This window comes from Streptomyces sp. NPDC022910, assembly GCF_055561075.1.
The window spans coordinates 1-13,137 of sequence record NZ_JBVHHL010000018.1 but is presented as its reverse complement, the minus strand read 5'-3'; the positions used below and the strand labels follow the sequence as shown (position 1 = coordinate 13,137).

The 13,137-nt window shown below is 69.1% G+C and carries 11 protein-coding genes; 8 read left to right on the top strand and 3 right to left on the bottom strand.

Going from position 1 to position 13,137, the window contains the following annotated elements:
- The first annotated feature begins 48 nt into the window (after nt 1-48).
- From ACZ3TS_RS18865 to ACZ3TS_RS18855, 3 genes are all read left to right on the top strand, one after another.
- Nucleotides 49-1,494, top strand: a complete 1,446-nt coding sequence (locus ACZ3TS_RS18865) for a glyceraldehyde-3-phosphate dehydrogenase (protein ID WP_467619159.1) — start codon at nt 49-51, stop codon at nt 1,492-1,494.
- A 466-nt stretch (nt 1,495-1,960) separates the two neighbouring features.
- Nucleotides 1,961-2,665, top strand: a complete 705-nt coding sequence (locus ACZ3TS_RS18860) for an NPP1 family protein (protein ID WP_467619388.1) — start codon at nt 1,961-1,963, stop codon at nt 2,663-2,665.
- A 348-nt stretch (nt 2,666-3,013) separates the two neighbouring features.
- The gene (locus tag ACZ3TS_RS18855) at nt 3,014-3,688 is read left to right on the top strand and encodes a GntR family transcriptional regulator (RefSeq protein WP_467619158.1); all 675 of its coding nucleotides are present in this window, start codon (nt 3,014-3,016) and stop codon (nt 3,686-3,688) included.
- A gap of 111 nt (nt 3,689-3,799) precedes the next feature.
- On the opposite strand, the gene ACZ3TS_RS18850 is transcribed toward ACZ3TS_RS18855, so the two are convergent.
- Complete coding sequence (locus ACZ3TS_RS18850) at nt 3,800-5,185, bottom strand: OFA family MFS transporter (protein ID WP_467619156.1); 1,386 nt, start codon at nt 5,183-5,185, stop codon at nt 3,800-3,802.
- A 308-nt stretch (nt 5,186-5,493) separates the two neighbouring features.
- Here ACZ3TS_RS18850 and ACZ3TS_RS18845 point away from each other — a divergent pair, with 308 nt between their 5' ends.
- The 5 genes from ACZ3TS_RS18845 (at nt 5,494) to ACZ3TS_RS18825 (ending at nt 11,537) form a co-directional block, all read left to right on the top strand.
- Nucleotides 5,494-6,249 (top strand): acyl-CoA dehydrogenase family protein, encoded by a 756-nt coding sequence (locus ACZ3TS_RS18845; RefSeq protein WP_467619155.1) that lies wholly within the window; start codon nt 5,494-5,496, stop codon nt 6,247-6,249.
- A 189-nt stretch (nt 6,250-6,438) separates the two neighbouring features.
- Nucleotides 6,439-6,921, top strand: a complete 483-nt coding sequence (locus ACZ3TS_RS18840) for a formate dehydrogenase subunit gamma (RefSeq protein WP_467619152.1) — start codon at nt 6,439-6,441, stop codon at nt 6,919-6,921.
- Nucleotides 6,918-8,486 carry a formate dehydrogenase beta subunit gene (locus ACZ3TS_RS18835; protein WP_467619150.1) on the top strand — a complete coding sequence of 523 codons (1,569 nt, stop codon included), beginning with the start codon at nt 6,918-6,920 and terminating at the stop codon, nt 8,484-8,486. The genes ACZ3TS_RS18840 and ACZ3TS_RS18835 overlap by 4 nt, the downstream gene beginning before the upstream one ends.
- Nucleotides 8,483-11,299 (top strand): formate dehydrogenase subunit alpha, encoded by a 2,817-nt coding sequence (gene fdhF, locus ACZ3TS_RS18830; RefSeq protein ID WP_467619148.1) that lies wholly within the window; start codon nt 8,483-8,485, stop codon nt 11,297-11,299. The genes ACZ3TS_RS18835 and fdhF overlap by 4 nt, the downstream gene beginning before the upstream one ends.
- A 1-nt stretch (nt 11,300) precedes the next feature.
- Nucleotides 11,301-11,537 carry a formate dehydrogenase subunit delta gene (locus ACZ3TS_RS18825; protein WP_467619146.1) on the top strand — a complete coding sequence of 79 codons (237 nt, stop codon included), beginning with the start codon at nt 11,301-11,303 and terminating at the stop codon, nt 11,535-11,537.
- Nucleotides 11,538-11,621: 84 nt separating this feature from the next.
- Here ACZ3TS_RS18825 and ACZ3TS_RS18820 read toward each other — a convergent pair whose 3' ends face one another.
- Complete coding sequence (locus ACZ3TS_RS18820) at nt 11,622-12,245, bottom strand: carbonic anhydrase (protein WP_467619145.1); 624 nt, start codon at nt 12,243-12,245, stop codon at nt 11,622-11,624.
- A 179-nt stretch (nt 12,246-12,424) separates the two neighbouring features.
- Nucleotides 12,425-12,937, bottom strand: a complete 513-nt coding sequence (locus ACZ3TS_RS18815; RefSeq protein ID WP_467619143.1) for an ATP-binding protein — start codon at nt 12,935-12,937, stop codon at nt 12,425-12,427.
- Nucleotides 12,938-13,137: the final 200 nt, after the last annotated feature.

Below are 13,137 nucleotides of genomic sequence, written 5' to 3'. Positions count from 1 at the left end.
AAAGGGGTGGCTAGCATATGAGCACCGCCTAGCTCGAAAGATAAACCTGTGACTGTCAACGACGACTCGTTCACCAACTGGAAGAACCGCGAGGAGATCGCGGAGTCGATGATCCCGATCATCGGGAAGCTGCACCGGGAGCGGGACGTCACGGTCCTCCTCCACAGCCGCTCCTTGGTGAACAAGTCGGTGGTCAGCATCCTCAAGACCCACCGATTCGCCCGGCAGATCGCAGGTGAGGAACTCTCGGTCACCGAAACGCTGCCGTTCCTGCAGGCGCTCACCACGCTCGACCTCGGCCCTTCCCAGATCGACATCGGCATGCTCGCCGCGACGTACAGGGCCGACGACCGCGGCCTCACGGTGGCGGCCTTCACCGCCGAGGCCGTGGCCGGCACCACGGGCGCCAACAAGATCGACCGCCGTGAGCCGCGTGACGTCGTCCTCTACGGATTCGGCCGCATCGGCCGCCTGGTCGCCCGTCTGCTCATCGAGAAGGCCGGTTCCGGCAACGGCCTGCGGCTGCGCGCGATCGTCGTCCGCGGGGGCGGCGAGCAGGACCTGGTCAAGCGCGCCTCGCTGCTGCGCCGTGACTCCATCCACGGCCAGTTCCAGGGCACGATCACCGTCGACGAGGCTACGGGCACGATCTTCGCCAACGGCAACGAGATCAAGGTGATCCACGCCGACGACCCGACGTCGGTGGACTACACGGCGTACGGCATCAGGGACGCCATCCTCATCGACAACACAGGCAAGTGGCGTGACCGGGAGGGCCTGTCGAAGCACCTCCGTCCCGGCATCGACAAGGTCGTTCTGACCGCGCCGGGCAAGGGCGACGTCCCCAACATCGTCCATGGCGTCAACCACGACATGATCAAGCCGGACGAGCAGATCCTGTCCTGCGCCTCCTGCACCACCAACGCGATCGTCCCGCCGCTGAAGGCCATGGCGGACGAGTACGGCGTCCTGCGCGGCCACGTGGAGACCGTCCACTCGTTCACCAACGACCAGAATCTGCTGGACAACTACCACAATTCGGACCGTCGCGGTCGCTCGGCGCCGCTCAACATGGTCATCACCGAGACCGGTGCCGCCTCCGCCGTCGCCAAGGCGCTGCCCGACCTCAAGGCGAAGATCACCGGAAGCTCGATCCGCGTCCCGGTGCCCGACGTCTCGATCGCGATCCTCAACCTGCAGCTCGCGCGCGAGACCACCCGCGACGAGGTCCTCGACTACCTCCGGAACGTGTCGCTGACCTCGCCGCTCAAGCGACAGATCGACTTCACCAGCGCTCCCGACGCGGTCTCGAGCGACTTCATCGGCTCGCGTCACGCCTCGATCGTCGACGCCGGCGCCACCAAGGTCGAAGGCGACAACGCGATCCTCTACCTCTGGTACGACAACGAGTTCGGCTACTCGTGCCAGGTCATCCGCGTCGTCCAGCACGTCTCCGGCGTGGAGTACCCGACGTACCCGGCCCCGGCGGTCTGATATCGGCGGACGGCCCCATCCGGTGCGCCGGCGGGTGGGGCCCCCAGCCCGGGCCATGGCGACGCCGGGCACTGATTGATCCTGCGTCAACTCCCTGACGTGTGAGGGCCCGCGTCCTGCGTCGACCCCATTTGCCCCCGCCGTGGATCATCTGGGCATTGGTAAGCCAGGTTTGCGCCAATGTTCAGTCACCTGACTCGTCTTCCTGCCCCCGTCCTTGCAAGAATCTCGGCGCCCGGCCCACCGCCCTTGCCGGGAGCTCCGTTTTCCGTCATCTGGCCTGATTCCAAACGATTGTGACGTCGGGTCAGGAAACCATGGACAGCATCTTCGGGAGCAGGGAGTCGGCGTGCGCGAACTCATACCCTTCACAAGGATCGACAGGACAACGGCGTCCACCCCAAGGCCTTCGAGGCGACTGCGCCGGTCCGCGCTCGCCAGCACCCTCGCCGCGATCGCGCTGGTGATGGCACTGCCCACGAGCGCCGATGCCAGCGTCCTGCAGCTCCTGCCCCAGAACGCCGACGGTCTGGAGCAGACCTTCTCCCCCGCCTATGACTACGACGGCGACGGCTGCTACGCCACGGCTGCCATCGGCAGCGACGGCACCATCAACCCGGGCCTGAAGCCGGGCGGTGACGTCAACGGTCACTGCCACGACTACGCCCAACTGGCGAACGCCAACACGTACTCGCGCGAGAAGTGCAACAACGGCTGGTGCGCCGTCATGTACGCCAGCTACTTCGAGAAGGACCAGGCCACCCTCGGGCCCGCGGCCATCGGCCACACCCACGACTGGGAGCATGTGGTGGTGTGGATCAACAACAACGAGATCCAGTACGTGTCGGTGTCGCAGCACACCAGCTATCAGGTGGCTGCGCGTTCGTCGGTCCGCTTCGACGGGACCCATCCGAAGATCGTCTATCACAAGGACGGCGTCTCGACCCACGACTTCCGCTTCGCCAACAGCAACGATGAGCCGCCGGAGAACGCCACCGGCGGCTGGTTCTTCCCGCGCCTCGTGGGCTGGAACGGCTACCCGGCCGGCTTCCGCGACAAGCTCATGAGCGCCAACTTCGGCGAAGCCACCATCAAGATCAAGGACGGTGACTTCGAGTACGCCCTCGCGCACTCGATGCCGACCGGGATCCCGTTCGACCCGAATGCCTGACGCCGCGGACCGGCCGGCCCAGGGGGCGCACCCGCCGGCCGGTCCCGCGTCCGTGTCACGTGCTGCGTCGCCCTCAGCTCACGGTGGCCGCCGTGTGCTGAGCCGCGCGGTGCACGCCCGTGCACACGTTTTCATGGGTGCCGCAAAGGACGCCGCCTGGATGACGCTGGACGATGGCCGAGATCCTCGATGGTCGACCTCATTTTGTCTACAGTATCCGACGAGCTTCTGACAAGGGGAAAGCGCCAGTTGGTCGCTACCGGTTGTACGACCAACCCCCGACGTAGACTGTAGACGAAAACCAATGTCAGGCTCGGGTGAGCCGCTACGCTACCGAGGGGTGGAGTCATGGCCCTGCCGACCGGCGCCGTGCCGAAGCTGGAGCGACCCGGCCCGCTGCGCGAACGGGTCTACGAGGCCCTTCTGGAGCTCATCGTGACCAGGTCGCTCAAGCCCGGGCAGCACCTGGTCGAGACCGAACTCGCCGGACACCTCGGCGTCTCCCGCCAGCCCGTGCGCGAAGCCCTGCAGCGGCTCAACACCGAGGGCTGGGTGGACCTGCGACCGGCACAGGGCGCTTTCGTGCACGACCCCACGGAAGAGGAGGCCGACCAACTGCTCGTCGTACGCGGTCTGCTGGAGGCCGAGGCGGCGAGACTGGCGGCGGCGAACGCCACCCCGCAGACCACGACGCGGCTGCGTGAGTTGTGCGAGACGGGCGAGCGAGCGTTGGCGTCCGACGACGTCGACGCCGTGGTCGCGGCCAACGCCGCCTTCCACGCGTACGTCATGCAACTCGCCGCGAACTCGGTGCTCGCGGAGCTGTCCGCACAGGTGGATCGCCGCGTCCGGTGGTTCTACACGCCCGTCGCCCGCACCCGCGGAGCGCTGTCCTGGGACGAGCACCGGGCCATGATCGAGGCCATCGAGGCGGGCGACCAGCAGCATGCGCAGCAGTTGATGCGGGCCCACACCGAACACACGCGGACCAGCTACCACGAGCGCGCGACGGCCGAGCGGTGACTACGGGATGCCTACGGAGGCGACGGCAGGATTCCGCCCGCCGTGGACCGTCCGCCGATGGACGGCGCACGGTCCGCGGCGGGCAGCGTTCAGCCCGGCACGGGCACGGTGCTAGACCGTTTCACCACTGACCTGCAGCGCGGTCGCCCGGGCTCGTCGGGCTGTGGGGTGGCCCGGCTGCCGCAGGAGCGTCGCCAGCGCCGCCGACGCCAGCCCGAAGCATCCGGCAAGGGCGTACGCGCCGGAATACCCCCACATCGCGACGACCGTGGCGCCCAGACCGCTCCCGGTCAGCCCGCCGACCAGCTTGGAGCTGTAGACCAGACCGTAGTTCTGGGCGTTGTTGTTCTCGCCGAAGTAGTCCGGCACCAGAGCGGCGAAGAGCGGATAGAAGGAGCCCGAGCCGAAGCCCGAGACGAACGCGAAGACCAGGAAGAGGACTTCGTTGCGGATGTCGCCCGCCCAGAGCACTCCGAACTGCGCCAGACCCTCGATCGTGATGACGAGGACGAGTGCCTGCTTGCGGCCCAGCACATCCGAAACCCAGCCCATCACGCTGCGGCCCGTTCCGTTGACAACGGCCATGACGCCCATCGACGAGGCGACCACCAGGGGGCCGAAGCCGGCCTCCTTGGCGAACGGCACCTGGAAGGAGATGCCGAAGATCGACACGCCGGAGGTCAGCGTCAGACAGAACCACATCAGCGGCAGCATCCCGGTGCGGATGGCCTCCTTCGGCCCGTACTGCCGCACCGCCGGCGGGTTTTTCGTGAGCGCTGCGTCCCGCTTGGGGTCCCGATTGCGGGCGAGCGGGTCGATGTGCGCAGGCCACCAGTTCTTCGGCGGGTCCTTCAAGAACCATCCGGCGACCGCCACGAGCACCAGCACGTAGACGCCGACCAGGTCGAGCACCGTACGGAAGTTGTGCTCGTCGAAGGCATAGGTGAAGACGAAGATCATCGGTACGGACCCGTAGGCGAATCCGCTGTTGACGAAGCCGGTCTTACCGCCCCGGCGTTCGGGGTACCACTTGCCCACGATGTTGACGCACGTCGCGTAGACCATGCCCGCGCCTGCACCGCCCAGGACGCTGAAACCCGCGATCGCCACCGCGATGCCGGGTGCGTGACTGAGGGCGAAGAAGCCGGCGCCGGCCAGCGCGGCTCCGATGAGCATCGCCCAGCGGGCGGTGAGAACGCCTCGTTCGCGGAGCCTCCCGACGGGGAAGGCCACTGCCGCCTGGAAGACGGTCCACACGCCCAGCAGCCAGAAGGTATTGGTATCCGACCAGTGGTGGACCGAGGACAGGGTCTCCTCGGCCGATCCGTAGGCGTACTCGGCGACGCTTATGGCCATCATCGCCACCCACGGCAACACCACCATCAGCAGGCGTGGCCCGCCGAGGATGTCCCGGGGACTTTCGCCGATCCGGTACACACGTCCGTTCGCATCCGTGATCTCTCGATATGCGGATCGTGTGGGTGGTGCGGTTGTCATGTCGTTTCCCCTTGCTCAAGAGACTCACCAGCGCCCCCTGGTCGGTACTCCGTGTGCAATGCGGGGAGGTCTGGCCCGGGCAGCGGCGCCCGAGCCGGACCCTTCGCGTCACCTCGCTCGTGTCGCGGGCGAATACTGTATGCAACGGGGAGGGACGCTAGTCGTTGCGTGACTCGGCCGACCCTCGCGAGCAGGTGAGGTTTTCCCAAAGAACGATCAAAGCGGCGGTATTCCGTCCGGCCGCCGAGCAGCGGTATACAGTATGCAATCCATGAGGGACATCCTCCGAGACTTCAGGGAGCCGCTCCATGTCGTACCGCTCCGCTCTCTCGCACGTCTTGAGCAGCACCATCGAGCCCTCCGCCGCGCAGACCAGTGCACGCCAGAGATTTCCCCGCGCGTCAGTGGCCGCCCTCGGAGAGGCAGGACTGCTCGGACTCACCGTCTCCGCCGAGTTCGGCGGCGGGGGCCTGGGGCTCGCCGAGGCCACCGAGGTCGTGACCGAGGTGACCCACGCCTGCCCGGCCACCGGCGCCGTCCTGCGGTCCCACTACACCGCCGTTGCCTTCATCGAGGCGTACGGAACCCACTGGATGCGCCGGAGGGTCGCCGCCGGCCATCACCTCAGCACCCTCGCCCTGGTCGACACCGACGGCGGAGAACCGGGCACCACGACCCGGTCGACGGGTTCGACGGCGACACGCACCGGCGACGTGGTGACGCTGCGCGCCCGGAAACGCGACGTCGTCGGGGCCGGTGAGGCCGACAGCTACGTATGGTCCTCCAGAGCGGTCGACGGCAGCGAGGGCCTGACCTTCTGGCTGGTCCCGGCCGACGCCCCCGGCCTGTTCGTGCCGGCCCGCCCCAGCGGCGCGGGCCCACGCGGCAGTGGGACATCCACCGTCTGCGCCGATCCCGTGCTGGTCCCGGTGAGCGCGATGCTCGGACGGGACGGTGGCGGGCTCGACGACGTGACGAGCACCGTCCTCGAGTGGCTGGCCGCGCCGCCCAGCGCGGGAACGGCCGCGACGACCGAGCCGGTCGGCGCCGAGGCGCTCACCTGACCGCCCGCCGCGGCCCCGCGCCGCATGGTTGCGCGTTCCGGACGGTGGACGCAGACATCGAGGAATGCATACAGTATTCGATGAGTGGGACCGGGCATGCCGTACCGCGCGGCGTCGATCACCACCCCATAGATCCAACGGAGCCAGAACAAGGGATTCACATGTGCGCGACGGTGAGGGGGAGGAACCGTGACGACGAGCGTCACTGACGTGACGACGGAGGCCGCCATCGCTGCGATCGTGGCAGCCCATCGCGGGCAACGCGGCCCGCTGCTGGAGATATTGCACGCCATCCAGGCCGAACTGGGTCACGTGCCGAAGGAGGCTGTCCCCCTGCTCGCCCGGGAGCTCAACCTGTCCCGGGCGGACGTGCACGGAGTGGTCTCCTTCTACCACGACTTCCGCGACGAGCCGGCCGGCCGTACGACGGTACGCATCTGCCGCGCCGAGGCCTGTCAGGCGCTCGGCGCCAACGCCTTGGTGACCTGTGCCCGTGACCGCGCGGGCGTCTCGCTCGGGGAGACGCGCGCCGACGGTTCGGTCACCGTGGAGCAGGTCTTCTGTCTCGGCAACTGCGCGTTGGGGCCGTCCGTCGAGGTGAACGGCGAGGTACTCGGACGTATGAGCGCGGATCGCCTGCGCTCGATCCTCGACGAGGCGGTCTCATCGTGACTCAGGCTTCGAACTCCCCGGTGCGGGTGTACGTCCCCCGCGACTCGGCGGCCCGGTCCGTCGGCGCGGACACGGTCGCGGAGGCGATACGGAAGGCGGCCGCCGATCGGGGCCGGCCGGTCGAAGTGGTGCGCAACGGATCGCGCGGCATGCTCTGGCTCGAGCCACTGGTCGAGGTGGTCACGTCCGAGGGACGGGTCGGCTACGGACCCGTCGTACCCTCGGACGTGCCGGGCCTGGTGGACGCGGGCCTCCTGGACGGTGCGGATCATCCGCTGCGGCTCGGCGTCGTCGGCGAACTCCCGTGGCTGGCCCGCCAGACGCGGGTCACCTTCGCCAGGGTCGGCGTCACCGACCCGCTCTGTCCGGAGGACTACGAGCGCCACGGCGGACTCGCGGGACTGCGCACGGCGCTTCAGCTGCCGCCCGCCGACGTGGTCACCGCGGTCACGGAGTCCGGCCTGCGCGGCCGGGGCGGGGCGGGATTCCCGGCCGGCATCAAGTGGAAGACCGTGCTCGACTGCGCCGACGAGCTGAAGTTCGTCTGCTGCAACGCCGACGAGGGCGACAGCGGCACCTTCGCGGACCGCATGGTCATGGAGGGCGACCCTTTCATGCTCATCGAGGGCATGACGATCGCCGCCCACGCGGTCGGAGCGCGCGAGGGCTACCTCTACATCCGCTCGGAATACCCCGACGCGGTGGCCACGATGCGCGCCGCGATCGAGATCGCGCGCGAGCACAACTGGCTCGGCGAGCGCATTCTCGGCTCGGACCTCACCTTCGATCTGCACGTGCGGGTGGGCGCCGGCGCGTACATCTGCGGTGAGGAGACCTCCATGCTGGAGAGCCTGGAGGGCAAGCGGGGTGTCGTCCGCGCCAAGCCGCCCATCCCCGCCATCGAGGGGCTGTTCGGCAAGCCGACCGTCGTCAACAACGTCCTGACCCTCGCGACCGTGCCGGTGATCCTCGCGGACGGCGCCAAGGCGTACCAGGAGCTGGGCGTGGAGCGTTCGCGCGGCACGCAGGTCTTCCAGCTCGGCGGGAACATCGCGCGCGGCGGCATCGTGGAGACGGCGTTCGGCGTCACGCTGCGCGAGCTGGTGGAGGACTACGGCGGCGGCACGCTCACCGGACGACCGGTGCGCACGGTGCAGGTGGGCGGGCCGCTGGGCGCGTACCTGCCGATATCGATGTTCGATCTGCCCATGGACTACGAGGCGTTCGCGGCGGCCGGTGCCATGGTCGGCCACGGCGGCGTCGTGGTCTTCGACGACACGGTCGACATGGCCGCGCAGGCGCGCTTCGCGATGGAGTTCTGCGCCGCGGAGTCGTGCGGCAAGTGCACGCCGTGCCGGGTCGGTTCGGTGCGCGGCGTCGAAGTGATCGACCGGATCGTGGCCGGCGAGCAGCGCGACGAGAACCTGGCCCTGCTCGAGGACCTCTGCGAGCTGATGACCGACGGATCGCTGTGCGCCATGGGGGGGTTGACCCCGATGCCGGTGCGCAGCGCCATCACACACTTCTCTGACGACTTCCTCGCGAGGGGGGAGGGCACGGCATGACACTGCTCAAGGAGCCCGACTTCGGAACCCCGGACCGGCCCGGCGAGGCGACCGTCTCGGTCGAGGTGGACGGGCTGCCCGTCACGGTGCCGGAGGGCACCTCGGTGATGCGCGCGGCTGCGCTCGCCGGCATCGACGTACCCAAGCTGTGCGCCACGGACAGCCTGGAGCCGTTCGGCTCCTGCCGGCTGTGCGTGGTGGAGATCGACGGCCGCCGCGGCACCCCGGCGTCCTGCACCACCCCGGTCGCCGAGGGGATGGTCGTACGCACCCAAACGCCCAAGGTGGAGAAGCTGCGCCAGGGCGTCATGGAGCTGTACATCTCCGACCATCCGCTGGACTGCCTCACCTGCTCGGCCAACGGCGACTGCGAACTGCAGGACATGGCCGGCGTCGTCGGGCTGCGCCAGGTCCGGTACGGGTACGAGGGCGAAAACCACCTCGACGCCGCGCCCGACCTGAGCAACCCCTACTTCGACTTCAACCCGTCCAAGTGCATCGTCTGCTCCCGCTGCGTGCGCGCCTGCGGCGAGGTGCAGGGCACCTTCGCGCTGACCATAGAGGGCCGCGGCTTCGACTCCAAGGTCTCCCCCGGCGCCGGTGAGTCCTTCATGGACTCCGAGTGCGTCTCCTGCGGCGCCTGCGTGCAGGCCTGCCCGACGGCGACGCTGCAGGAGAAGTCGGTCGTCCAGCTCGGCATGCCGTCCCGTTCGGTGATCACGACCTGCGCGTACTGCGGCGTCGGCTGCTCCTTCAAGGCCGAGCTGCGCGGCGACGAGCTGGTCCGGATGGTGCCGTACAAGGACGGCGGGGCGAACGAGGGCCACTCCTGCGTCAAGGGCCGCTTCGCCTTCGGCTACGCGACCCACCCCGACCGCGTCCTCAAGCCCATGGTCCGCGACAAGATCACCGACCCGTGGCGCGAAGTCGAGTGGGACGAGGCGATCCGGACGGTCGCCACGAAGATGCGCGCGATCCAGGACACGTACGGCCCGGCCTCGATCGGTGCCATCAGCTCCTCGCGGTGCACCAACGAAGAGGTCTACGTCGTCCAGAAGATGGTGCGCGCGGCCTTCGGCAACAACAACGTCGACACCTGCGCCCGTGTCTGCCACTCCCCCACCGGGTACGGGCTGAAGCAGACCTTCGGGGAGTCGGCCGGCACACAGGACTTCCGCTCGGTGGCGAAGGCCGACGTCATCATGGTGATCGGCGCCAACCCCACCGACGGTCACCCGGTGTTCGCCTCGCGGATGAAGCGCCGGCTGCGTGAGGGCGCGCAGCTCGTGGTGGTCGACCCGCGCCGCATCGATCTGGTGCGCTCGCCCCATATCGAGGCCGCACACCACCTGCAGCTCAAGCCGAGCACGAACGTCGCCGTCGTCAACGCCATGGCGCACGTGGTGGTCACCGAGGGCCTGGTCGATCGCTCCTTCGTGACGGACCGGTGCGAAGGTTTCGACGAGTGGGCCGAGTTCGTGGCCCTGCCGGAGAACAGCCCGGAGGCCACGGAGACCATCACCGGTGTGCCGGCCGAGGACCTGCGGGCCGCCGCCCGGTTGTACGCGCAGGCGCCCAACGCGGCCATCTACTACGGCCTCGGCGTGACCGAGCACAGCCAGGGCTCCACGATGGTCATGGGGATGGCGAACCTCGCGATGGCGTGCGGCAACATCGGCCGCGACGGCGTCGGCGTCAACCCGCTGCGGGGCCAGAACAACGTCCAGGGCTCCTGCGACATGGGTTCCTTCCCGCACGAGCTCACCGGCTACCGCCATGTATCGGACGACGCGGTCCGCACGGTGTTCGAGGAGCTGTGGGGCCGCTCGATCCTGGCCGAGCCCGGGCTGCGGATCCCGAACATGTTCGACGCGGCGATCGACGGTTCGTTCCGCGGCCTGTTCGTCCACGGCGAGGACATCGCCCAGTCCGATCCGAACCTCCAGCACGTCAGTGCCGCGCTGGCGGCCATGGACCTGGTCGTGGTGCAGGACCTGTTCCTCAACGAGACGGCCAAGTTCGCGCACGTCTTCCTGCCCGGAGCTTCGTTCCTGGAGAAGGACGGCACCTTCACCAACGCCGAGCGCCGGGTCAACCGGGTGCGGGCGGTGATGAAGCCGAAGACGGGCAAGCACGAGTGGCAGATCGTCTGCGAGATCGCCACCGCCATGGGCTACCCCATGGCGTACGACCACCCCAGCCAGATCATGGACGAGATCGCCCAGGTCACGCCGACCTTCACCGGCATCTCCTTCGAGGTGCTCGACAAGCTCGGCAGCGTCCAGTGGCCGTGCAACGACCAGGCACCCCAGGGCACGCCCACCATGCACGTCGACGCGTTCGTCCGCGGCAAGGGCAAGTTCGTGGTCACCTCCTACGTCCCCACGGACGAGCGCACCACCTCGCGCTTCCCGCTGGTGCTGACCACGGGCCGCATCCTCAGCCAGTACAACGTCGGGGCGCAGACACGCCGCACCGGGAACGTGGCCTGGCACCCCGAGGACGTACTGGAGCTGCATCCTCTGGACGCCGAGAACCGCGGCATCACCGACGGCGACCTGGTGACGCTGGCCAGCCGGGTCGGCAGTACGACGCTGCGGGCGCTGGTGTCCGACCGGATGCCGCCGGGCGTCGTCTACACCACGTTCCATCACCCGGTGACCGGCGCCAACGTGGTGACCACCGAGAACTCGGACTGGGCGACCAACTGCCCGGAGTACAAGGTGACCGCCGTACAGGTCGGCCTCGCCCATCCGCTCGAGCGGCACGACGCCGGATCCGTCGGGACCCACCGGCTCACGGCGGTGGACTGAGATGGCCGCCGCCGTGCCGTCCGAGCAGCGGATGGCGAACCAGATCGCCGCGAACTTCCGGCACGTTCCCGGTGACCGGGCTGCCGAGGCGATCGCGGGCCACATCCGCCGGTTCTGGGACCCGCGGATGCGCACCCGGCTGTTCGAACTGGTGGATGCCGGAGCGGAGGACCTGGACCCCGTGGTCGTCGCGGCCACGCAGTTGCTGAGGCAGCCGCAGGGGGCCTCCGCCGGCTGACCGGCCGCCGATGCATGACGCCGCCTCATCTCCCCCGGACGGAGGGGAGATGAGGCGGCGTCGTGTGTGCCGGGCCCGAACGGCTCAGGCGGCTGCGACGTCGTCCAGGCCGCGGCTGGTCACCAGGCGCACCCGTCCGTCGCCGAGGTGGTAGGACAGGCCGACGACCGCGGTCCGCCCGCCGACGAGCGCGGGTGAGCGGTCGAGGAGTAGATCCACGGTGTGCCGTATGTGCTCGTCCACGATGTCGGGCTCCTGGCTCAGCCCTGCCGCACGCGCGGCCAGCACGCTGGAGGTGACGCGCTCGACGACGTCGCGCACGTACCCGGCCGGGGCCAGCCCCCCGTCGAGGGCGGTGCGCGCTGCGCGGATCGCACCGCACGCGTCGTGTCCGAGCACGACCACAAGGGGGCAGCCGAGTTGGCCCACGCCGTACTCGATGCTGCCGAGCACCTCGGGACCCAGCACGTGGCCTGCGGTACGCACCACGAAGAGGTCCCCCAGCCCACGGTCGAAGATGATCTCCGCGGCCAGTCGTGAGTCGGAGCATCCGAACAGCACGGCGAAGGGATGCTGGGCGGGCGCAAGAGCCGCGCGGCGTGCGGTGTCCTGGTTCGGGTGCTGCGGGTGTCCGTCGACGAAGCGCTGATTGCCCGTCAAGAGGATGTCGAGGGCCTGGGCTGCGGTGGGCGTCTGGGTGCAGGCCATGGGATCATGGTTGGCCGAACTCCATACAGTATGCAATATCTGTGCAGTGCCTCGACGTCGGCCGATGAGGTGCACCTCGGCGCTACGGCACCGGCCTACGCACCGATCACACCGCCACGAGGTCTGGGCTCCGCGGATGTCCACCAACAGCGCGTGAGCACCAGCACGAGAAGGAGAACTCAAGACGTTGCGGCCGCCGCGCCCTCGGCCCCATACCCGTCGAGCGGCCGCACACGGGGGCATCCGGCCGCTCCGGGCGCTTCAGGGCCCCGCCCACACGCGGCACCGGACCCGGGGCAGGAGACGGGCAGCTCCACCGCGACACACCACCCCGCGGGATCGCGCCGGATCTCCATTCGCGCCGCGAGCGCGCCGACGATCTCCAGGCCACGGCCGTGCCCATCCGGATCGCCGTCGAGGGACGACCGCCGGGATCCAGGGCCACCCCCGTGATCACACACACGGATATGCAGAAGGTCCACCCCAAGGCCGACGCGCAGCGTCATGCGGTGGTGGCCGTGTTCGGCCGCGTTGGCCGCCAGCTCATCGACGACGAGCGCGGCGGTGTACCGGTCGTCGCCAGAAAGGCGCCACTGGCGCAGCAGCGCCTCGGCGACGCGCCGTGCGCCGGGCACCGATGCGCGCCGGGCGGGCAGGACCAGCAGTGCGCGCCGGTAATCCTGGTCTGTCATGATCGCGCTATCCCTAAATAGAATACTGCATACAGTATTCTACCTCTCCGCCGCCCGGACACACAAACGGGGAGCCGGGGGGGGGGCCCGGGGGGGGGGGGGGGGGCGCCCCCGGGGGGGGGGGGGGGGTTTATTTGTGTTTGTAGGAAAACAGGGCGGGGGACCCCCCCCGGGACCCCCCCCCCCCCCCCCCCCCCCGG

Coding starts and splice junctions, on each gene's coding strand:
- ACZ3TS_RS18860 (WP_467619388.1), top strand. CDS start 1,961: ATGGCACTGCCCACGAGCGCCGATGCCAGCGTCCTGCAGCTCCTGCCC.
- ACZ3TS_RS18855 (WP_467619158.1), top strand. CDS start 3,014: ATGGCCCTGCCGACCGGCGCCGTGCCGAAGCTGGAGCGACCCGGCCCG.
- ACZ3TS_RS18850 (WP_467619156.1), bottom strand. CDS start 5,185: ATGACAACCGCACCACCCACACGATCCGCATATCGAGAGATCACGGAT.
- ACZ3TS_RS18845 (WP_467619155.1), top strand. CDS start 5,494: ATGTCGTACCGCTCCGCTCTCTCGCACGTCTTGAGCAGCACCATCGAG.
- fdhF (WP_467619148.1), top strand. CDS start 8,483: ATGACACTGCTCAAGGAGCCCGACTTCGGAACCCCGGACCGGCCCGGC.
- ACZ3TS_RS18825 (WP_467619146.1), top strand. CDS start 11,301: ATGGCCGCCGCCGTGCCGTCCGAGCAGCGGATGGCGAACCAGATCGCC.
- ACZ3TS_RS18820 (WP_467619145.1), bottom strand. CDS start 12,245: ATGGCCTGCACCCAGACGCCCACCGCAGCCCAGGCCCTCGACATCCTC.
- ACZ3TS_RS18815 (WP_467619143.1), bottom strand. CDS start 12,937: ATGACAGACCAGGATTACCGGCGCGCACTGCTGGTCCTGCCCGCCCGG.